This is a genomic window from Streptomyces sp. NBC_00503 (assembly GCF_036346895.1).
Lineage (GTDB): Bacteria > Actinomycetota > Actinomycetes > Streptomycetales > Streptomycetaceae > Streptomyces.
Genome location: NZ_CP107855.1, coordinates 5,500,926 through 5,520,941, shown reverse-complemented (window position 1 = coordinate 5,520,941; position 20,016 = coordinate 5,500,926). Strand labels below are relative to the sequence as shown.

Below are 20,016 nucleotides of genomic sequence, written 5' to 3'. Positions count from 1 at the left end.
ACGAAACAAACCGATAGGATCCGCTCCATGCGCCGTTCCAAAATCGTCTGCACGCTGGGCCCCGCCGTCGACTCTTACGAGCAGCTGAAAGCGCTCGTAGAGGCCGGTATGAACGTGGCCCGATTCAACTTCAGCCACGGATCCCAGGCAGAACACCAGGAGCGGTACGACCGCGTCCGGAAGGTCTCCGAGGACACCGGGCGTGCCGTCGGCGTCCTCGCCGACCTCCAGGGCCCGAAGATCCGTCTGGAAACCTTCGCCGAGGGTCCCGTCGAGCTCGTCCGCGGTGACGAGTTCACCATCACCACCGAGGACGTCCCGGGCGACAAGTCCATCTGCGGTACCACCTACAAGGGTCTGCCGGGCGACGTCTCCAAGGGCGACCCGATCCTGATCAACGACGGCAACGTCGAGCTCCGGGTGACCTCGGTCGAGGGCCCCCAGGTCAAGACCATCGTCATCGAGGGCGGTGTCATCTCGGACCACAAGGGCATCAACCTGCCGGGTGCCGCCGTCAACGTCCCCGCCCTGTCGGAAAAGGACATCGACGACCTCCGCTTCGCCCTGCGGATGGGCTGCGACATGGTCGCCCTGTCCTTCGTGCGTGACGCCAACGACGTCAAGGACGTCCACAAGGTCATGGACGAGGTCGGCCGCCGGGTCCCCGTCATCGCCAAGGTCGAGAAGCCGCAGGCCGTCGCCAACATGGAAGGCGTCGTAGCCGCCTTCGACGCGGTCATGGTGGCCCGTGGCGACCTGGCCGTCGAGTACCCGCTCGAGAAGGTCCCGATGGTGCAGAAGCGCCTCGTGGAGCTCTGCCGCCGCAACGCCAAGCCGGTGATCGTCGCGACCCAGATGATGGAGTCGATGATCACCAACTCCCGCCCGACGCGCGCAGAGGCCTCCGACGTGGCCAACGCGATCCTCGACGGCGCGGACGCGGTCATGCTGTCCGCGGAGTCCTCGGTCGGCGCCTACCCGATCGAGACCGTCAAGACGATGTCGAAGATCGTCGAGGCGGCCGAGGAGGAGCTCCTGTCCAAGGGCCTCCAGCCGCTGGTCCCGGGCAAGAAGCCCCGTACCCAGGGCGGCGCCGTCGCCCGTGCGGCCTGCGAGATCGCGGACTTCCTCGACGGCAAGGCCCTGGTCGCCTTCACCCACTCCGGTGACACCGCCCGCCGGCTGTCGCGCTACCGCGCCTCCCAGCCGATCCTGGCCTTCACCACCGACGAGGGCACCCGCAACCAGCTCACCCTGAGCTGGGGCGTCGAGTCCTACGTGGTCCCCCACGTGGACAACACCGACGCGATGGTCGACCTCGTGGACGCCGAGCTGCTCAAGCTCAAGCGCTACAACAAGGGCGACACCATGATCATCACGGCCGGCTCGCCCCCCGGCGTCCCGGGCACGACCAACATGGTCCGCGTCCACCACCTGGGCGGCGGCGCCCGCGACTGACGTCGCCCCGCCGTTCGCACTCTGCCGCACAGAGACCGAGGGCGGCACCCCTGATCCGATGAGGATCCGGGGTGCCGCCCTCGGTGCGTGCGGCCGCGCGAGGCCGTACGGTCCTACTCCGCCGGGCCGATGTAGTTCTTGAGGCCGGGGACGGTCAGAGTGCCGCCGAACTGGCCGGCCTGGACGACCTTGACGTTCGTGAAGAACGCGAAGGGGACGTTCAGGGGCGGCGGGCTGTTCGGGGTGAACTCGATCGGGATCAGGCCGAAGAGGTTGCCCTTGAGGCTCTCGGTGTACATCGTCACCTTTTCCCCGCGGATCTTCGACGTCGAACCCGGACGGGACTTCAGGTGGGCGACGTTCTGCCCGGTGCCGACCGTCTGGTACAGGTCCTTGATATCCAGCGAGTCCGCCGTGAACTTCAGGACCTTCTTGGTCTTGCCGCTCCCCGTCTTCACCTCGACGATGCCCGCGTAGTCCAGGCCGTAGAGGGTCAGCAGCGAGCTGTTGAGGTACCAGGGCTCGTCCGGGAGCAGCGGGATGCCCTGCTCCACTTCGGCGTCGGCCAGGGCCTTGGCGTCGTAGGTCGGGCAGGGGAAGGGTTCCTTCCCGTCCGCGTCCTTCGTCGCCTCCGGCTTGGCCTTGGTCTCGTCCCCGTCGGCCGGCTTGGTGGCGCCGGTCTCGTCCTTCGGGGTGGTCGCGGTGTCCTTGACCTCGTCGGAGAGCTCCTCGACCGTGGCGCCCGCCTTGTCCGCGGCGGCGCGGATCGCGGCCGCCGACGGGTCCGGGGCGGGGACGGGCTTGTCCGCCGGCTTGGGGGCCGCCGGGGAGGGCGTCGTGGCGGGTGTCGTGGCCGGTGTCGTGGCCGGGGCGGACGCCGCCTTGAGGGGCTTGCCGAGCTCGTCGAAGAGGCCCTTGAGCGCGTCGCCCACGCCCAGCGGGTCCAGCGGGTTCGAGGACTTGGCCACCGGAGCGGGGGCCGTCTGCTTCTGGGCGGGCGCCGCGGACTTCTCGGCCGGCTTCTCCACCGGCTTGGACGCGGAAGGGCTCGCGCTCGGCGAGGGCACCGCGGTCGGCGACTTGCCCGGCGCGGGCTCCGTCGTCTTCGACGGGCCCTTCGAAGCGGTGTCGGAGGGAGTCTTCGAGGGGGACGAGGACGGCGACGGGGAAGCCGACTCCGCGGGCTCGTCGGACCGCGTCACGCACGGTCCGGGCGCGAAGGGGATCTCCTCGTCGGCCACGGCCAGCTTCGGCGCCATGCTCATGCCGACGAAGACCGCGGTGGGCATGGCCGCCAGCGCCATCGTCTTGCCGACGGGTATCTGGATCTTGGTCAGCAGCGACTTCCTGGGCGCCGCGTGACGCGGACCCTTTCTTTCACGGGACTCCGCGTCCGGGTTCACACCCCGCTGCGTTTGGTCACCCCGCACTGTTCCTCCCGCCATCGGCGTGGGCAGTCGTCTCGCTCGCGTATGCCGTTTCCGTCTCGCGCGGGCCGGGTACGGCAAGGAAGCCGTCCTCCATCGCGTCCGCCTTGCCCAGGTCCACGGCCTGCGCCGCGCCCCGGTCGTCCAGTGGGCCCGCCTCGTCCGTCACCGGACGGGCCGGCACCCAGGACAGCGCGAGACAGCCGCCGACCAGGGCCAGGATGAAGCCCATGCCGAAACCGCCGAGGTTGGACACCGGCAGGGACACCAGTGCCAGCAGGATCGAGGCGACTCCGGCGAAGATGCGTACGCCCTGCTGGAACCAGAGCGTCAGGCCCAGCGTGATCAGCAGGACGCCGATGATCAGCGACCCCGAACCGGCCGTCGTCGCCATCGCGATGGTGACGTTGCCGAGCCGCAGGTCCGCGTACGGGAAGTACGCGATCGGGAGGCCCGCGAGGAGCGTGAACACTCCCGCCCAGAAGGGGCGACGGCCGCTCCAGGCATGGAAGCGGTAGTACACCGCGGTGAGCCAGGCGTCGTCTTCGGCGCGCACGTAAACCGGGGCCTGGGGGTTCATGGACAACAGCTCCCTGGAAACGGGTGGTACTGAACTGTGTGGAGCCCGGTCGTCCGGTCAGGCTCCGGAATGGATCAGCCGATCAGGAGATCAGTTGGTTTCCGAGTCCTGGTAGCACGGCTGGTCGCCACCGAGCAGGCGCAGCTTGAGGTCGGGCAGCTTGAAGGTGCCGGCCGTGGTGGCCCAGGCCTTCTGCTTGACGTTCGTCAGAACGGCCCGCTCGGCGCGCTGCGAGAACGCGTACGGGCTGGCGACCGTACCCGCCTGCGGCTTGGTCGGGTTCGACGGGTCGCCGACCGCGACACCGATGTCCAGCTTGGTGAACTCGGCGTCGGCGTCGAGCTCGGCAACATCCAGGTAGATGTTGTCGGCAACCGCCGGCTTGCCGGCCTTGGTGCCGGTCTGCAGCTTCATCGTGATGTTGCCGAGCGGAGTCGGCGTCACCAGCGACTGGCACATGTTGGTGATTTCGGCGTGGCTGAACCCGGAGATGGTGACCGGGTGGTGTGCCTCGGCGCCCGTCTTCAGGTCGTGGCCGTTGGCGACACTGCCGTACTGGATGAGGTTGGTGCCGTCCAGCTTGTCGGTGGTGACCTTGAAGTCCTGGCCCGACACGGCGAACGAGGCCGCGAGGGCACCCTGCGCCAGACCGACACCGACCACGGCCGTGGCCGCGATGCTCGGCACCATGACGAGCGCGAAGCGCTTCCATCTGGTCCCGCCACGAATCTGAGAACTCATTTCGTTCCTCCTTCTCGGACGTACATCTCCGGTCCGGGCCGTACCCGTCCTGGGATGGGAGAAGTGCTACGTCCTCGGGAAGGAGCGCAAGCGGCCGGGCCGCGGCACAGCCGCGTCCGGAACACCGGCGTTCACCCCCGAGCGACAACCACTTGGCCACGCGTTCGCGCAACCTGGAGGACAGGCACCGCCGTGCGGCGGAGACCCCCCTGTCCCACGGCCGGTGCCACTGCCACCGGCCGGCCCGGTGGGGACCCTCCACCGCGGCTCCGGATGAGCGGCTCTGCGGGAAGGACCGAGCGTCGCCGATCGTGGTCCATTCACGGCCGGGGCACAAGGGGGTTCGTTACTGGCGGGTAACGGCCAGATAACCTACGGAAGACCTGCCGCTGTCGGGCCGCAACGCTGAGTGTCACCCAGGGCCACGACAGATCGGAGGAAGAGTGAACACACCGGACAGTTCACGGGGTTCGATTTACTGCGAGTAACAGCGGCCGCGATTGCCAAGTTTTGGCAAAGTGCGGCCGCTGTTTGTCTGCGTGTCAACAAATCACCGGCGCCGGAGCGGCGCCGGGCCGAGACTCGGGCCGGGCGCCGGGCCGAGCCTTCGACCGGGCGTCGGACCGGGTCCGGACCCGGTCCTAGAAGAGCACCCGGGCGAGCGCCGTACGCGCCGACGTCACGAGCGGGTTGTCCCCGCCGACGGCCTCGAACATCTCCAGCAGCCTCACCCGGACCGCGTCCCGCTCGTCACCGAACGTCACCCGCACCGTGTCCACGAGGCGACCGAAGGCGTCCGCCACGTGTCCGCCCGCCAGATCCAGGTCGGCCGCGGCGATCTGAGCCGCCGGGTCGCGCGGGTTCTCGGCCGCCGCGGTGCGCACGGCCTGCGGGTCCATGTCCTTGACGCGGAGCAGGAGTTCGGCCTGCGCGAGGCCCAGCTTGGCCTCCGCGTTGGCCGGGTCGGAGAGCAGGACGTTCTTGTACGCCTGCACCGCGCCACCCAGGTCGTTCGCGTCCAGCGCCTCGACCGCCGCGTCCAGCAGGGCGTCGTAGGGGCCGGCCGGCTCCTCGGCGGGCTCCGCGGCCTCGCCAGGGGCTCCGCCCTCGCCGCCGGGGGTCACGGGGACACCGAGGACCCCGAAGCGCTCCTCGGCGATCTGGACCACCTGGGCCAGGATCGCGCGGACCTCGTCCTCGGGGGCGAAGTCCTGGAAGAGCGGCATCGCCTGGCCGGCGACCAGCGCGAAGACCGCCGGAAGGGCCTGGATGCGGAACTCGCGGATCAGGTTCTGGCTGGCCGCGACATCGAGCGCGGCCAGAGCCAGGCGGCCGTTCGCCTCGACCGTGAGCCGCTCCAGCAGCAGGCTCAGCTCGCGGCCCTGCTCGAAGCCCTCGGCGCGGAAGTCGAGGATGACCGGGACCTCGTTCGAGAGCGGGACCACGTGGCTCTCGAAGCGGGTCTCGTCGGTGTCGAAGACGAGCGCGGACGACGGGACGGCCCCGGCGGACGCGGGCGCACCGCCCTCGGCGGCCTGCCGGGACGCCTCGGCGCGGGCCTGCTCGGCCTTCGCCTTGGCCTCGCCGGCCGCCTTCACCGCGGCGAGGTCGACGACGCCGCTCATGGACATGTTTCTGGGCTGCATGCGTACATCCTCCCCCGCGTGCGCGCGCCGACGAAAAAGATCGGCTGAAACGAACCGATCGCGGTACTCGTTGTACGTACTGCCGTGTTGTGGCGCCGGGTCCCCACCCGGCACCGGTAGCTCTTCGCGTGGTTGTCGCTCTTACGCTACGAGTCGTAGCGTAACTCCCCCCGCCCGCCCGCGCCCCGTGATCTGAACCACACCGCGAAGGCCGCCGGCGCCGGCACTACATGAACGGCGTACTACCGACGGGTATGGTCTCGGCCATGCGCAACCCCAGTTCAGGCCCCTCCCCCGCCCCGGCCGGCCGCACCGGCCGCCCGCGCAGTGCCGCGGCGGACGCCGCGATCCTCGCGGCGACCCGGGACGCGCTGGTGGAGCTGGGCTGGTCGAAGCTGACGATGGGGGACGTCTCGGCGCGGGCGGGGGTCGCCAAGACCACCCTCTACCGGCGCTGGGCGGGCAAGAACGAGCTGGTCGTGGACGCCGTCGCGGAGCTCTTCGACTCCCTCGAACTTCCCGACCGGGGCTCCCTCGAAGCCGACATCGAGTACGTGGTGCTGCGGTTCGCGGAGCTGCTGCGGCGCCCTGAGGCCCGTACCGCGCTGATGGCGGTCGTCGCCGAGTCCACCCGGGACGAGGCCCTGCGGGACCGGATCCGGTCGGCCATCGTGGACCGGCAGAAACGTCTCGTCGTACTGGGCCGCGAGCGGGCGCAGGCCCGCGGCGAGCTGCCCTACGAGGAGGACGCGGCCCTCGCCGGCCACACCACGGGCCTGATCTTCGACGTGATCGCGGGCACCGTGGTGCACCGCGCGCTGGTCAGCTCCGAGCCGGTGGACGAGATGTGGGTGGCCACCTTCACCGCCCTGCTGATGCACGGCCTCCTGGGCGCTTCCGGCCTCCCGGCCGCCCCCGCATCGCCGGCGTGACCACCGCGGGCCGCCCGTCCGAGAGGGGAAGGAACTCCCGGGACCAGGCCGGGGCCGCCATGAGCAGGGCCTCCGAGCGCGGGTTGTGGCCCGGCCAGGGCCGCTCGCGGCCCGGCCACTGGGCCCAGCGCAGGCTGTCCGCCTCCTCCGGCGGCAGCAGTCCGGAGGCGACCAGGGCCGCGCGGCCCGCTTCCAGCCCGGCGAGCCGGTAGCCGTACTCCGAGGAGTCCACCGGATGGAACCCGGCGTCGGTGAGCAGCACCGCGGCCGCCACCCCCTCCAGCCCGCGCTCGATGCCGGCCCGCACGCAGGACACGTACTCCTCGGGCAGCAGGGCGGCCCCTACGGCGCTGAGGATCTCCGTCCGGCCTCCGGGGCCGGGCGGTTCGAAGTCGGCGGCGATGTACGCGTACGGCCCGCAGTTGGTCTGCATGGCCACGCGGACGCTCACTCCGCGCACGGAAACGGGAAGGTGGCGGCCGTTCATGGCCGCCACCCTAGGGCTTGTGTCGCCCGATGCCCCGTCAGGCGCCGCTCGACGTACCGGCTTTCGACGTCATGACTTTCAACGTCACGGAACTAGAAGCCGGGCGGCTCCGTGTAGGTGCCCCACTCCTCGCGCAGCACGTTGCAGATCTCGCCCATCGTCGCCTCGGCGCGCACCGCGTCCAGCATGGCCGGAATCATGTTGGACCCGTCCCGGGCGGCGGCCAGCATCTGCGCCAGCGCCCCCTTCACCTTCGCGTCGTCCCGGGCGGCCTTGCGCTCCGCGAGCTCCCGCACCTGTACGGTCTCCACCTCGTGGCTGACCCGCAGGATCTCCAGGTCACCGGTGACCGAGCCGTGGTGGACGTTGACGCCGACGACCCGCTTGTCGCCCTTCTCCACGGAACGCTGGTACTGGAAGGCCGACTCGGCGATCTCCCCGGTGAACCAGCCGTCCTCGATGCCGCGCAGGATGCCCGAGGTGACCGGGCCGATCGGGTGCTGCCCGTTCGGGTGGGCGCGCAGTCCGCGCTCCTTGATCTGCTCGAAGATCTTCTCCGCGTCGGCCTCGATGCGGTCGGTGAGCTGCTCGACGTACCAGGAGCCGCCCAGCGGGTCGGCCACGTTGGCCACGCCGGTCTCCTCCATCAGCACCTGCTGCGTGCGCAGGGCGATCTCGGCGGCCTGCTCGCTGGGCAGTGCGAGGGTCTCGTCGAGGGCGTTGGTGTGGAGCGAGTTGGTGCCGCCGAGGACGGCCGCGAGGGCTTCGACGGCGGTGCGCACGACGTTGTTGTACGGCTGCTGCGCGGTGAGGGAGACACCGGCGGTCTGGGTGTGGAAGCGCAGCCACATCGTCTTCTCGGACTTCGCCCCGTACACCTCCTTCATCCAGCGGGCCCAGATCCGGCGGGCGGCGCGGAACTTGGCGATCTCCTCGAAGAAGTCGAGGTGCGCGTCGAAGAAGAAGGAGAGGCCGGACGCGAAGTGGTCCACATCCAGGCCGCGCGAGAGGCCCAGCTCCACGTATCCGAAGCCGTCGGCCAGGGTGTACGCGAGCTCCTGCGCGGCCGTGGCCCCGGCCTCGCGGATGTGGTAGCCGGAGACGGAGAGCGGCTTGTAGGCGGGGATGCCGTTGGCGCAGTACTCCATGAGGTCGCCGATGAGGCGCAGGTGCGGCTCGGGTTCGAAGAGCCACTCCTTCTGGGCGATGTACTCCTTGAAGATGTCCGTCTGGAGCGTCCCGTTGAGGACGGCCGGGTCCACGCCCTGGCGCTCGGCGGCCACGAGGTACATGCAGAAGGCGGGGACGGCGGGCCCGCTGATGGTCATGGAGGTGGTCACGTCGCCGAGCGGGATGTCCTTGAAGAGGACCTCCATGTCGGCGGCGGAGTCGATGGCGACCCCGCAGTGCCCGACCTCGCCCAGCGCGCGGGGGTCGTCGGAGTCCCGGCCCATCAGGGTCGGCATGTCGAAGGCGACGGAGAGCCCGCCGCCGCCGGCGGCCAGGATCATCTTGTAGCGCTCGTTGGTCTGCTCGGCGTTGCCGAAGCCGGCGAACTGCCGGATGGTCCAGGTCCGCCCCCGGTAGCCGGTGGCGTGCAGGCCGCGGGTGTACGGGTACTCCCCCGGCCATCCGATGCGCTCGAAGCCCTCGTACGCGTCCCCGGGCCGGGGCCCGTAGACGGGGTCGACGTCATCTCCGGAGAGCGTCGTGAAATCGGCCTCGCGCTTGCGGGCCTTGTCATACCGGGCCTGCCAGCGACGGCGGCCTTCCTCGATGGCGTCAGCGTCCATACCCATGAATTTACTAGGACGTCCTAGTAAATGTCGATGGCCAACCCCCGGGGAGTCGTCCCGGGGGTGGAAGAGCCGAGCGGAACGCCGGGTCCTCAGGCCTTGGCGGTGGCCAGCGAGTCGGTCACCAGGGGCTCGACCTCGGCGCGGACCTTGCGCTCGACGAAGAAGGCCGCGAGCGGAATGGTGCCGGAGACCAGGACCCAGAGCAGCTTGCCGAACGGCCACTTGGCCTTGGAGCCCAGGTCGAAGGCGAACACCAGGTAGATCATGAACAGCACACCGTGCGCCTGCGAGACCGCGAAGGTCAGGTCGGCACCGGTGTCGAAGCCGTACTTCGCCACCATGCAGGAGCAGAGGATCAGGAGCATGACCGCGGTCACGTAGGCCATGACGCGGTAGCGGGTCAGCACGCTTCGTTTCATGCCGTCGAGCCTAGCCGTCCGGTTTGCACGATCTTGACGGGGGCCGGGTTCCCGGGGCCGAAGGGGATAGTGCCGCGTCAGGCAACGTTTGCCCCTCAAGGAGCGGCGCCCGGTGCGTGCTCTCGGCGTGCCGGCCGGAAGCGCTTGTACTGGACGTACTTGGCTTTTGGCCGGTGCGGCGAGAGTGCGTGCCGGGCGTCGCGACGGGGCGAACGTTGCCTGACGCGGCACTAGCTCTCTTCGAAGTCCGCCGCGGCCACCCGCAGCGGGCGGAGCAGGGCGAAGATCTCCCCGCACTCCTCGGCGTCGTAGGCGCCCAGTCCGAAGTCGATCTCCATCAGCGCCTTCGTCGCCGCCTCGACCACTTCGCGGCCCTTGTCCGTGATCGACGCGAGCGTGCCGCGGCCGTCGTTCGGATTGGGGCGCTTGGCTACGAGACCGGACCTCACCAGCCGGTCCACCGTGTTCGTGACCGAGGTCGGGTGGACCATCAGCCGCTCGCCGATCTTCGACATGGTCAGCTCGCCGGCCTTGGAGAAGGTCAGCAGCACCAGTGCCTCGTACCGCGCGAAGGTCAGCCCGTACGGCTTGACGACCGCGTCGACCTCTCCGAGCAGGATCTGGTGCGCCCGCATGATCGAGGTGATCGCGGCCATCGAGGGCACCGGACCCCAGCGCTGCTGCCACAGTTCGTCGGCGCGGGCGATGGGGTCGAAGGGAAGGCTGAGCGGCTTGGGCACGCATCAGACCCTACCGGGCGGTCATTTGGCGGCGGGATCCGTCTCATGCTTCGGTCCACCGCCCCGCGAACCTTCCTGGAGCCCGCTCAGCCCTTCTGCCCGCTGCCGGCGCCGCCGTCCGCGCCGCCGTCCGTCGCGCGCACCTCGGCCAGCAGCAGCAGGACGGCCCCCGTCCCGAGCACCGCGGCGCCCGTGACCACCACGTGCACCGGGAAGAACTCCGCGGCGACCCCGGCCAGCGCCATGCCGACCCCTTGGAGGGTCATCAGACCGGTGCTGAGCAGGGTCATCGCCCGGCCGCGCAACTCCTCGGGGACGGCGTCCACGTACCAGCCGTCGAGTCCGAGGGTGTAGGCGTGGGCGAGTCCGGCCAGTACGAGCGCGGCCAGGAGCACCAGGACCCCGGGCCGGACGGCGTACACGAGCAGCGGCAGCATCCCGACGGCGGCGAGCGGGGCCACGATCCGCGAACGCGTTCGGGCGGTGAGCGCGGAACCCGCCCACAGCTCCCCCGCGATGGTGCCGACCGGCAGCGCGCACATCAGCAGCCCGAGCACGGCGGTGGAGGCGCCGATTCCGGCGGCGTACGGGGTGAGCAGTGCCTCGGGGACGACGGTGAAGAGCGGCGGCAGCCAGCACAGCAGGGTGAGCGCGCGCAGCCGGCGGTGACCCAGGACGGCGCGCAGTCCGGCGATCGGGGAAGTGCGCGCGGCGCCCTGCCCGGTACGGGCGGGCCGGGCCCGGGTGCCGAAGCGCAGGAGCAGCGCGGAGGCGAGGAAGCCGGCGGCCGTGAGGGTGATGGCCCCGCGCGGGGCGAGGACGGTGAGCAGCAGTCCGCCGAGGCCGAAGCCGATGAGCTGGGCGCTCTGGGCCACCATCCGCAGCAGCGAGCGGCCCAGGACGTAGGCCTCGCCGGGGCCGAGGACGTCGACGAGGGAGGCGGCGCGGGCGCCCTGGAACAGCGGAGCCACGAAGGCCATGGCGCAGCGCAGTACGAGGAGCAGCGCGACCGGGGTCCCCGGCAGGGCCATGGCCGCCGCGCAGGCCGCGCAGACGAGGTCGCAGCCGACGAGCACCCGGCGGGCGGGGAGCCGGTCGGCGACGGGGGCGAGGAGGGTGCCGCCGAGGGCGTAGGGGAGGAAGCCGAGGGCGAAGGTGAGGGCGCTCATCAGGGGCGAGCCGGTGGCCCGGAAGACGAGGACGGTCAGGGAGATCTCGGCGATGACGACGCCGAGCACGGACAACAGGTGGGCGGCGAAGACGGGCCGGAACTCGCGGACGCGGAAGACGGGGCGGTAGCCGGTCCCTGCATCGACTTCGGCATCGGCATCGGCATCGGCCCGGCGTGCGGTGGTCATACGGGCCACCCTGGCGGCGCCTAGTCTGGCGGGACAGAGATTCGAGCCCAGCCGAATCACTCGGCCGAATCACTCGGCCGAATCACTCGGCCGAACCAGTCAGTCGCAACAGTCGGCCGAACCCGTCAGGAGGCCCGGCCATCACCTTCCACTTCCGCTTCGGCCCGGCCGACCTGCTGCGCTGCCGGTTCTCGATCTCCCCGCGCTGGGAGACCCAGGAGGCGGTGCGCGTCCTGCTGCGCCCGCAGCGGCAGGCCTACCACCTGCCCTGGCTGCGCCGGATCCGCGCGGCCGCGGACGGGCTGGACCTGCGGCCGCTGTGGCTGCTGATGCCGCGGGCCGGGCACAATCCGGATTTCCTCAGCCCGCCGCCGACGGGCCCGTCGGTCACCTTCGAGGAGGAGCTGGCGCGGGTCCGGTCCGCCGATCCGGGGGCCGCCCGGGAGGACCTGCGGCGCTCCCTGGTGTGCACCCCGGGGGCGTTGGAGAGCGAGGCCGGGCAGCGGATGCTGGCGGATCCGGAGCGGGCGGTCCGGGAACTGGCCGATCTGTACGAACGGGCCTGGCAGTGCCTGGTCGCCCCGCACTGGCCGCGGCTGCGGGCCCTGCTGGAGGCGGACATCCTGTTCCACTCGCGGCGGCTGGCGGCGGGCGGGCTCCAGGCCCTCTTCGACGGGCTCCACCCGGATCTGCGGTGGTCGGGGAACACCCTGACCATCGACCGGCCGGGCCACCACGACCGCTCGCTCGACGGCCAGGGCCTCCTGCTGATGCCGAGCGCCTTCGTCTGGCCGGAGGTGGTCGGCGGCTACGACCCGCCGTGGCAGCCGACGCTGGTGTACCCGGCCCGGGGCATCGGCGCCCTGTGGACGGCCTCGGCCGGCCCGACCCCCGAGGCCCTGGCCCGGCTGCTGGGCCGGGCCCGCGCCGATGTCCTGTGCGCCCTCACCGACCCGGCCTCCACCACGGCCCTGGCCCACCGCCTGTCCCTGGCCCCCTCCACGGTCTCCTCCCACCTGAAGGCGCTGACGGGGGCGGGCCTGCTGATGCCGTCCCGCCACGGCCACCAGATCCTCTACGAACGCACTCCGCTGGCGATCGCCCTGGCGGAGGGCGCGAGCGGCTCATAAGGGCACGGCCGGGCGGGAATCACATCGTGGCGGGCGGGGATCACGCCCACCCGGCCGCACGCGGCGGTGTCGCAGCTCGCCCCGCCTGACCGTTATGTCACGATATCCCGGCCCGCTGCCCGCCCCTTCGTCCCGAGGAAGCCGCCGGATGCCAGGCCCTCTCAGAGCCCTCGCGGCCGCGCTCGCGCTCGCCGCCGCCGTCACGGCGACCGCCTGCACCCCCGTCCCGACCGCGCAGCCGGAGTCCGCGCCCCCCAACCACCCCGCCGCGGTCGGCCTGGTCGACGAGTCCCCGTTCTGGGTGGACCCGCAGAGCGACGCCTCCCGGCAGGTAGCCGCCTGGGAGGCGCAGGGCCGCAACAGCGACGCGCAGGTGCTGCGGCGGATCTCCGACCGGCCGATGGCCCTGTGGGGTCCGGGGGACGATCCCGGGCCGGAGATCCGCCGGGCCCGGGAGAGCGCCAGGGCCGCCGGGCGCACCCTCGTGCTCACCGCGTACAACATCCCCTACCGGGACTGCGGCCAGCACTCCGCCGGCGGCGCGGGCGACGCCACCGCCTACCGCAGCTGGATCGGAGCCTTCGCCGACAACATCGCCGACGCCAAGGCCCTGGTCGTCCTGGAACCGGACGCCGTCCCGCACATCGTCGACGGCTGCACTCAGGCCGGGCACCACGAGGAGCGGCTGCGGCTGCTCTCCGAGGCCATCGACCGGCTCAAGCGCAACAAGAACACCAAGGTCTACCTGGACGCCGGCAATCCCGCGTGGATCCCGGACCCGATGAAGCTGGTCGAGCCCCTGTACAAGGCCGGGCTGGAGCGCGCCGACGGCTTCTCCCTCAACGTCTCCAACTTCCAGCCCAGCGCGGCCGGCCGGGAGTACGGGGCCGTCATCTCCAAGGCCACCAAGGGCAAGCACTTCGTCATCGACACCAGCCGCAACGGCGACGGCCCGCTCCGGGGCGACCGCTCGCAGGCCTGGTGCAACCCGCCGGGCCGGGCCCTGGGCACCCCGCCGACCGTCGAGACGGGTGACCCGCTCGTGGACGCGTACCTCTGGATCAAGCGGCCCGGCGAGTCCGACGGCACCTGCCGCGGCGGCCCGCCGGCCGGCAAGTGGTGGCCGGACTACGCCCTGGGCCTGGCCCGCCGCTCGACGGACTAGTGCGTCCTTTCGGATCTGCTGCCGGGAGGCGCTAGCTCATCCAGCCGTCCCGGGGCTCCCTCGGTACGGGCTTGGGGGCCTCCCGTACCCGTACCCATTTCGCCACCGACGGCGTCCCGTCCGCGTCCGTCACGAAGAGCATGTACCAGCCGGGCGGCACCAGCGTCGGGTCCGCCGGGACGGTGACCGTCACCGAGCCGGCCGTCCTGCTCAGTCCGAGCTCCACCGAGCGCTGTTCCACGTCCGTGGTGTGCGTGACCGCGCTCGGCCGCATCAGCCGGGCCCGCTCGATGCGCTGCGCCCGCACCGCCCCGAAGGTGGCCCGGCCGCCGAGCACGATCTCCTCGGGCCCCTCGCCGAGGGCCGGCCGCAGTGCGGCGTCCCGGTACAGGTAGGGCGGGGTGTACACCTCCAGCCGGTGTTCGAACTTGCCCAGCTTGGTGTTGTCCTTGTCCGCGAAGAGCGGGTCGGAGCCGAAGGTGGCCACCCGGCCGTCGGGCAGCAGCAGCGCCTCGGAGTGGTAGTTGCGGCCGACGGTCGGGGAGGCGGCGCTCACGAAGGTGTCGGTGCGCGGGTAGTAGAACTGCGCCTTGTGGATGTCGCTGGCGCCCCGGCCGCGGTAGTCGGCGGAGCCGCCCGTGGTGAAGACGGAGTCGTCGGGGAGCAGCACGCTGCTCAGGTAGCGCACCCCTTGCGGCAGCCGGGCGGTCGAGCGGAAGACGGGGTTGTCCTCCTTGAGGTCGACGACGGCCGTCCGGGCGGTCGCGAGCCGGGACTCGCCGACCCCGCCGCCCCCGAGGACCATCACCTTCTGGTCCTGGGCCGGGGGGAGCAGTACGGAGGAGGAGGTTTCCAGCTGGTCGGGGTCGGCCAGTCCGCCGATCTTCTGGAACCGGTTGGCCTTCAGGTCCCACAGGCCCGGCTCGCGGCCCTTGTCCTTGGGCCCGTAGCCCGCGTTGGAGCCGGTGTAGAGCAGTTTGCCGCCCTGGGTGAGGAAGAGGGCGGGGTAGGTGGGGAAGTAGTGGAAGGGCCCCTTGGCCCACTTCTTGGTCCGCGGGTCGTAGTACTCGTTGTCGCCGGGTACGACGTCGCCCACGTCGTTGAGCCCGGACACCGCCAGCACCCGCCCGTCGGCCAGCCCGACCAGGGTCGGGTACCAGCGGGCGTCCCGCATCGGGTCGACCGGTACGTACTTCTCCGCCTTGGGGTCGAACTCGTAGGCGGACTTGATGCCCTGGAAGTCCTGCTTGTCCGCGCTGAGCCGCTCCGCGAGCCCGTAGACGTTGCGCGCGTCCTTGCCGGCGAGGCCGACCACCTCGTACTGCGCGGCCTGGGTGGTCAGTCCGCCGGCGCCTTCCTCGGCCGCTTCGACGAAGACCCTCGCCTCGGCGGCCACCACCTTGGTCTTCCAGGGCATCATCTGCCCGCCGCGCCCGTAGGTGACCTCGAACTGCCGGGTGGCCTTGGGGACGGTGACGTCGAACTTCGAGACGTACTCCACTCCGGACGGGGAGCGGAAGACGGTCCCCTTGGGCAGTTTGACCGCCTGGTCGGGGCTCTCGTTCTTGACCCGCATACCGCCGCCCGCGCGGGTGACCTTGCCGTCGAGCACCTCGTAGCGTGCGGTGCCGCCGGCCACCAGCAGCTGCCCGTCGGGGAGTTGGCTGTGGCCGGAGCAGAAGAAGTCCTCCGGGGTCGGGATCTTCTTAAAGGTGTCGTCCTTCGGGTCCCACAGGATGGTGGAGAAGGTGCCCTTGTCGAAGTTCTGCTGGTTGTTGCCGGATCCGGCGATCAGCAGCACCTTGCCGGTGTGCAGCAGCGCCGCGTGCATGGCGTTGATCCGGTACTCCTCGGGGAGGCCGATGAGCCCCCAGGAGCCGTACTGGATGCGGTAGCTGGACTGTCCGATCTTGTACGAGTGGTACTTGCCCTCGGCGAAGGAGAGCGCGGCGGGCGCGTTGAGGGCGACCAGCAGGACGGCGGCGCCGGTGCCCAGAAGGGTCTTCTTGAACTGCTTGGACGGGCGGTACCCCATGGCTCACTCGCCTCCGGTCGTCGCGAACGCCGGCTCCGGCTCCCCGCCCGGCTCCCCGCCGGGCTCGCGGTCCCCCCGGCGGCCCCGTACGGCCGTGGTCCCCCACGCGGCCAGCGGGGCGAGGGCCACGGCCAGGGCGAGCACCGCCCAGATCCGCATGGCCGCGTGCGTGTGCCCGTAGCGGACGGAGGCGGCGAGGGAGGCGGCGAGGACGGCGGCCCAGAAGAGGTGGATGCGGAAGGTGGCCAGCCGGTCGGGGCTGGCGTCGCCGCCCTTGGGGGTGACGACGAAGCGGCCCCTGGTGCGCAGGACGGCCGAGCCGAGGGACTTCAGGTAGACGGGGGCGCAGATCGCGGACATCGCCATGCCGGCCAGGCCGCCCGAGCCGGCGGGTTCGTGGGGCGAGACGTTGTGGCGGCGGTTCCACAGGTACAGGCCGACCTGGAGGGCGGCGGCGTCGGTGTAGAGCATCAGCCAGACCTCGGAGGAGACCTGGGTGCCGGAGGCGCCGAACCACAGGAAGAGGACGCAGCTGAGGATGCCGAGCATCCAGTTGACGGCCGTCATCGGGTAGTAGACGAGCATCAGCGTGTAGTTGAGCCAGCGGCCCGGGGGCATCCGGAAGCAGCCGTGCCAGTACTGCCGCAGGAGGGTCTCGTAGGTGCCCCGCGACCAGCGCAGCTGCTGGGTGAAGAAGTCGGTCCAGGAGGTCGGGCCCTCCCCCACGGCCAGGACGTCGGGGGTGTACACGGAACGCCAGAACCGCCCGGTGGCGGGGTTGCGGCGGCGGTGCAGTTCGAAGCCTGTGGCCATGTCCTCGGTGATGGAGTCGTAGAGCCCGCCGACCTGTTTCAGGGCGCTGATCCGTACGGCGTTGTTGGTGCCGACGAACATGGGGGCGCCGTAGCGGTTGCCCGCGCGCTGGATCAGGGCGTGGAAGAGGTACTGCTGGGATTCGGCGGCCTTGGTGACCGCGGCGGTGTAGTTGCCGTAGACCTGCGGGCCGACGACGAAGGCGGTGTCGGGGTCCCGGAAGTAGCCGAGCATCCGCTCCAGGTAGTTCGGGAGCGGTACGTGGTCGGTGTCCACGGAGGCGAAGTAGTCGTAGTCCCCGCCGTGCCGGGCCAGCCAGGCGTTGTAGTTGCCGTGCTTGGTCCTCGCCCGGTGGGCGCCCTTCGCGGTGTTCCACTCGGCCACGCCCTTGCGGGTGAAGTGGCGTACGCCGAGCTCCGTGCACAGCGCCCTGGCCCCGGGATCGTCGCCCTCGTCGAGGAGCCAGACGTCGAGCGGTCCCCCGTGGCGGATGCGCACGGCCCCGCGCAGGGTGGCCGCCGCCATCGCCAGGGGTTCCTTGCCGGGCACGTAGGTGGTGAGGAAGGCGACCCGGGTGCCCGGTTCGGCGGGGACCGGTACGGGGTCGCGGGCGACCATCGTGGCGTGGGCGATCGAGACCACGTTGACCAGCATGAAGAGCATGATCAGGGCGATGGAGCCGAGCATCACGGAGTCGAGGTGCACCAGCCAGCGCTCGCCGCCCTCGCGGACGGTCCAGTGCGTGGGCCAGACGAGGTAGAGGAGCAGGCCGGCGGCGGCGAGGGGGGCGAGCGTCATGAGGGCGACGGCCCGTATTCGGGCCCGCGGCTCCTCGCGCGAGAGCAGCGAGCGGTAGGCGACACGGTAGGCGGCGGTGGGATCCGGCTCCTCGAACGGGCCGGCGAGACGGCTGTGGGTCTCGTAGTCGAAGCCTTCCGGCCGCACGGTCCCTCCAGTGCTCGAAACCGAGGTTGATATCCCAACGAAAGGGGACAGACCTAGGCGTGTCGAACTGGATTCGGCCGAGCGGGCGGTTCTCAGGACCGGGGCGCGCGCAGGGCCGTACGGGTACCCGCGCGGCCGTCGGACCCCGAACGCCCCGACCGCCGTACGGGTACCCGTGCGGCCGGAGCCGTCAGCGGCGGGCGCCCTTGCGCAGCCCGTGGCGCACGGCCCGCTGGCTCAGCGGCCCCAGTTCCTCCAGGGTCTGCGCCAGGGCGGCGAGCTGCTCCAGGGAGTCCAGGGCCCGCCCGGCCCCCGCCGGGTCGACCCCCTCGTAGAGCTCGATGCCGACGAAGGAGGCGGCCGCGGCGCGCGCCAGCCCGGCCGGGTCGGCGAACCCGGCGAGCGGGGAGGCCGCCAGCAGCCGGGTGAGCACCGACTCCAGCTCCGCGACCCACAGCCCGAGCCCGGCGGCGGTGGCGGCCGCGAGGGCGGGCTGGGCCTGCCCGGCGGCCAGCAGCTGCCCGAGGACCGCCACATGGCCGCTGCCCCGTTCCTCGGTGTGCATCTGCCGGGCGAAGGCGAGCAATTCGGCGAGGGAGCCGAGCTCCGCGAACCGCTCGCGGTAGCGGGCGACCCGCTGCTCGGCGCCGAAGACGCAGGCGGCGCAGAGGAGCTCCTCGACGGAGCCGAAGTGGTAGAAGATCAGCCCCTGGTTGACCCCGGCGGTGGCGGCGATGGTGCGCGCCGAGGTCTTGCCGATGCCCTGCTCGATCAGGGTGCGCAGGGCCCCGTCGAGGAGCTTGTGCCGGGTGGCTTCGCTGGCGGCGCTCACGCGCGGACCTCCTCGCGGACGGGGCGCAGGTCCGGCCGCAGCTCGCGGCCGCGGACGTCCACGTATTCGGCGGCGAAGGAGCCCTCGTACCCGAAGAGCGGGCCGAAGCGGCGGTTGACCACCCGCACCCGGATCCGGAAGCGGCCGGTGGCCTCGTCGAAGGACTCGCGGACCTCGGCGTCGCCGCCGATGAAGTCGGGGACGCGGACGTCGACGGGGCCTTCGCGGAAGCGGTGCTCGCCGGAGCGGATGAGCAGGGAGCCGTCGGGCTCGGCGCTCAGGTGCAGGTCGGTGGCGAGGTGCTGGTGGGTGCCCAGGTAGTCGAGGATGCTGCCGCGCTCGGGGCTGTGGACCATCGTGGCGTCGAACCGGTGGGGCCCGCCGGGCAGCTGGAACGTGCGCACGAAGGTGACGGTCTCGCGGCCGAAGGAGTCGAGGTAGGGGAAGTTCTCTATGACGAAGGGCACGTCCCTGCCCTCGCGCGGAACCAGGATGTTGCGCATCCCGCCGAGCCGCAGGAACGGCTTGACGTGCGCTCCGCCGTGCCAGATCCGGTCCATCGTGCCGCGCCCGACGCAGGCCTCCCCGCTGTCCAGGCCGACGGAGAAGCGGCGCTGGAGCTGGGGGTGCAGGCGGTCGAAGGCGGCGCCCATGTGGGCGCGGAACATCGAGGTCATGACGGCTCCGGGGTGTTCAGGGGGCTCAGCGTGGCGAGGAGGCGCGGCTCGGGGGCGGGGACCCGGCCGGGCGGGGTGCGCAGGCAGCGGCGGGCGGCGGGGGTGCCGGGGAGCGGCGGGAGCAGCAGGGCGAGGAGGCCGACGGCGAGGGCGGCCGCGAGGGGCGCGTACGCGAGGGCGGTGGCGGTGGCCAGGAGCCGGACGGCGCTCTCGGCGAGGGCCCGGGCGAGGGCGCGGCCCGGGGTGGTTCCGCGTTCGCACCAGAGCCGCAGCCGGTCGAAGGACCAGGCGGTGGCCCAGCCCATGAGCGGCCGGAAGACCAGCCGGTCGGCGAGGGCGCCGAAGCGGCCCCAGCGGGGCCGGTAGTCGTAGCCGGTCAGGAAGCGGATGCCGGGGCCGCCGTCCGGGTCGGGGACGTAGCGCCAGTAGCCGCTGCCCTCGGCCAGCAGCGAGAGCGGGTGGCGCGAGGAGAAGCGCAGGGCGGAGACCCGGGTGCCGTCGGCGCGCCGGCGCTCCCCGGCGGAGATCCCGGTGCCGTGGACGGAGAGGAAGGGCAGCAGGCGCGTCGCGTAGCGGAAGCGCTGCGGCTCGTCCTCGCCCGCCCGCGGCAGGTAGGTGATGGAGGTGAACCGCAGGTCCCAGCGCTGGTGCTGGTCGGGCTCCTGACTCCGGTCCCAGAGCCGCGCCATGTCGGTGCGGATGACGGTCTCGACGTACAGACCCAAGGCCGGCACCCCCCTTTTTCGCGGTTTGAGCGATCGCTCAAACCGCAAGGTAGCCGAATTTGAGCGGCCGCTCAATACCTCCTGGGAAGAGTTTGAGCGCCCGCTCA

The 20,016-nt window shown here is 71.5% G+C and carries 18 protein-coding genes; 4 read left to right on the top strand and 14 right to left on the bottom strand.

Annotated features, from left to right (window positions below; all coding sequences use genetic code 11):
* Window positions 1–27 precede the first annotated feature (27 nt).
* Window positions 28–1,458: a pyruvate kinase gene (pyk, locus tag OG490_RS25745; protein ID WP_330298644.1), complete on the top strand. Its 1,431-nt coding sequence runs from the start codon at window positions 28–30 to the stop codon at window positions 1,456–1,458.
* Between the two features lie 113 nt (window positions 1,459–1,571).
* On the opposite strand, the gene OG490_RS25740 is transcribed toward pyk, so the two are convergent.
* The 4 genes from OG490_RS25740 to OG490_RS25725 all read right to left on the bottom strand — a co-directional run bounded on the left by OG490_RS25740 (window position 1,572) and on the right by OG490_RS25725 (window position 5,852).
* A complete protein-coding gene (locus OG490_RS25740) occupies window positions 1,572–2,888 on the bottom strand; it encodes a hypothetical protein (protein WP_443065874.1) in 1,317 nt (438 codons plus the stop codon).
* A complete protein-coding gene (locus tag OG490_RS25735; protein WP_330298642.1) occupies window positions 2,878–3,465 on the bottom strand; it encodes a DUF6114 domain-containing protein in 588 nt (195 codons plus the stop codon). Before OG490_RS25735 ends, OG490_RS25740 begins: the two co-directional genes overlap by 11 nt.
* A 90-nt stretch (window positions 3,466–3,555) precedes the next feature.
* Entirely contained in the window at window positions 3,556–4,206 is a 651-nt protein-coding gene (locus OG490_RS25730; RefSeq protein WP_330298641.1) for a DUF6230 family protein, read from the bottom strand.
* Between the two features lie 641 nt (window positions 4,207–4,847).
* Entirely contained in the window at window positions 4,848–5,852 is a 1,005-nt protein-coding gene (locus OG490_RS25725; RefSeq protein WP_330298640.1) for a co-chaperone YbbN, read from the bottom strand.
* A gap of 266 nt (window positions 5,853–6,118) precedes the next feature.
* Here OG490_RS25725 and OG490_RS25720 point away from each other — a divergent pair, with 266 nt between their 5' ends.
* Window positions 6,119–6,784: a TetR/AcrR family transcriptional regulator gene (locus OG490_RS25720; protein ID WP_330298639.1), complete on the top strand. Its 666-nt coding sequence runs from the start codon at window positions 6,119–6,121 to the stop codon at window positions 6,782–6,784.
* On the opposite strand, the gene OG490_RS25715 is transcribed toward OG490_RS25720, so the two are convergent.
* From OG490_RS25715 to OG490_RS25695, 5 genes are all read right to left on the bottom strand, one after another.
* Window positions 6,714–7,271, bottom strand: a complete 558-nt coding sequence (locus tag OG490_RS25715) for a hypothetical protein (protein WP_330298638.1) — start codon at window positions 7,269–7,271, stop codon at window positions 6,714–6,716. The two genes, OG490_RS25720 and OG490_RS25715, sit on opposite strands and share 71 nt — an antisense overlap.
* 92 nt (window positions 7,272–7,363) lie before the next feature.
* Window positions 7,364–9,064, bottom strand: a complete 1,701-nt coding sequence (locus OG490_RS25710; protein WP_330298637.1) for an acyl-CoA mutase large subunit family protein — start codon at window positions 9,062–9,064, stop codon at window positions 7,364–7,366.
* 95 nt (window positions 9,065–9,159) lie between these two features.
* Window positions 9,160–9,489 carry a DUF3817 domain-containing protein gene (locus OG490_RS25705; protein ID WP_330298636.1) on the bottom strand — a complete coding sequence of 110 codons (330 nt, stop codon included), beginning with the start codon at window positions 9,487–9,489 and terminating at the stop codon, window positions 9,160–9,162.
* Between the two features lie 230 nt (window positions 9,490–9,719).
* Window positions 9,720–10,229, bottom strand: coding sequence for a MarR family winged helix-turn-helix transcriptional regulator (locus tag OG490_RS25700; protein ID WP_330298635.1), 510 nt, complete (start codon window positions 10,227–10,229; stop codon window positions 9,720–9,722).
* Window positions 10,230–10,315: 86 nt separating this feature from the next.
* Window positions 10,316–11,587, bottom strand: coding sequence for an MFS transporter (locus OG490_RS25695; RefSeq protein WP_330298634.1), 1,272 nt, complete (start codon window positions 11,585–11,587; stop codon window positions 10,316–10,318).
* Window positions 11,588–11,727: 140 nt separating this feature from the next.
* Here OG490_RS25695 and OG490_RS25690 point away from each other — a divergent pair, with 140 nt between their 5' ends.
* A complete protein-coding gene (locus OG490_RS25690; RefSeq protein ID WP_330301066.1) occupies window positions 11,728–12,717 on the top strand; it encodes an ArsR/SmtB family transcription factor in 990 nt (329 codons plus the stop codon).
* 148 nt (window positions 12,718–12,865) lie between these two features.
* The gene (locus OG490_RS25685; RefSeq protein WP_330298633.1) at window positions 12,866–13,882 is read left to right on the top strand and encodes a glycoside hydrolase family 6 protein; all 1,017 of its coding nucleotides are present in this window, start codon (window positions 12,866–12,868) and stop codon (window positions 13,880–13,882) included.
* Window positions 13,883–13,913: 31 nt separating this feature from the next.
* Here the strand turns inward: OG490_RS25685 and OG490_RS25680 are convergent, their stop codons facing one another.
* The 5 genes from OG490_RS25680 to OG490_RS25660 all read right to left on the bottom strand — a co-directional run bounded on the left by OG490_RS25680 (window position 13,914) and on the right by OG490_RS25660 (window position 19,909).
* Window positions 13,914–15,917 carry a kelch motif-containing protein gene (locus OG490_RS25680; RefSeq protein ID WP_330298632.1) on the bottom strand — a complete coding sequence of 668 codons (2,004 nt, stop codon included), beginning with the start codon at window positions 15,915–15,917 and terminating at the stop codon, window positions 13,914–13,916.
* 3 nt (window positions 15,918–15,920) lie between these two features.
* Window positions 15,921–17,675 (bottom strand): glycosyltransferase family 2 protein, encoded by a 1,755-nt coding sequence (locus OG490_RS25675; RefSeq protein WP_330298631.1) that lies wholly within the window; start codon window positions 17,673–17,675, stop codon window positions 15,921–15,923.
* Between the two features lie 190 nt (window positions 17,676–17,865).
* Window positions 17,866–18,507, bottom strand: coding sequence for a TetR/AcrR family transcriptional regulator (locus OG490_RS25670; protein WP_330298630.1), 642 nt, complete (start codon window positions 18,505–18,507; stop codon window positions 17,866–17,868).
* Window positions 18,504–19,184 (bottom strand): DUF4166 domain-containing protein, encoded by a 681-nt coding sequence (locus OG490_RS25665; RefSeq protein WP_330298629.1) that lies wholly within the window; start codon window positions 19,182–19,184, stop codon window positions 18,504–18,506. The genes OG490_RS25670 and OG490_RS25665 overlap by 4 nt, the downstream gene beginning before the upstream one ends.
* Complete coding sequence (locus tag OG490_RS25660; protein ID WP_330298628.1) at window positions 19,181–19,909, bottom strand: hypothetical protein; 729 nt, start codon at window positions 19,907–19,909, stop codon at window positions 19,181–19,183. Before OG490_RS25660 ends, OG490_RS25665 begins: the two co-directional genes overlap by 4 nt.
* Window positions 19,910–20,016 lie beyond the last annotated feature (107 nt).

Excerpts from the sequence above, each read along its gene's own strand:
- OG490_RS25715 (WP_330298638.1), bottom strand. The coding sequence starts at position 7,271 with ATGAACGGCCGCCACCTTCCCGTTTCCGTGCGCGGAGTGAGCGTCCGC.
- OG490_RS25695 (WP_330298634.1), bottom strand. The coding sequence starts at position 11,587 with ATGACCACCGCACGCCGGGCCGATGCCGATGCCGATGCCGAAGTCGAT.
- OG490_RS25720 (WP_330298639.1), top strand. The coding sequence starts at position 6,119 with ATGCGCAACCCCAGTTCAGGCCCCTCCCCCGCCCCGGCCGGCCGCACC.
- OG490_RS25730 (WP_330298641.1), bottom strand. The coding sequence starts at position 4,206 with ATGAGTTCTCAGATTCGTGGCGGGACCAGATGGAAGCGCTTCGCGCTC.
- OG490_RS25665 (WP_330298629.1), bottom strand. The coding sequence starts at position 19,184 with ATGACCTCGATGTTCCGCGCCCACATGGGCGCCGCCTTCGACCGCCTG.
- OG490_RS25725 (WP_330298640.1), bottom strand. The coding sequence starts at position 5,852 with ATGCAGCCCAGAAACATGTCCATGAGCGGCGTCGTCGACCTCGCCGCG.
- pyk (WP_330298644.1), top strand. The coding sequence starts at position 28 with ATGCGCCGTTCCAAAATCGTCTGCACGCTGGGCCCCGCCGTCGACTCT.
- OG490_RS25685 (WP_330298633.1), top strand. The coding sequence starts at position 12,866 with ATGCCAGGCCCTCTCAGAGCCCTCGCGGCCGCGCTCGCGCTCGCCGCC.
- OG490_RS25735 (WP_330298642.1), bottom strand. The coding sequence starts at position 3,465 with ATGAACCCCCAGGCCCCGGTTTACGTGCGCGCCGAAGACGACGCCTGG.
- OG490_RS25705 (WP_330298636.1), bottom strand. The coding sequence starts at position 9,489 with ATGAAACGAAGCGTGCTGACCCGCTACCGCGTCATGGCCTACGTGACC.
- OG490_RS25680 (WP_330298632.1), bottom strand. The coding sequence starts at position 15,917 with ATGGGGTACCGCCCGTCCAAGCAGTTCAAGAAGACCCTTCTGGGCACC.
- OG490_RS25710 (WP_330298637.1), bottom strand. The coding sequence starts at position 9,064 with ATGGACGCTGACGCCATCGAGGAAGGCCGCCGTCGCTGGCAGGCCCGG.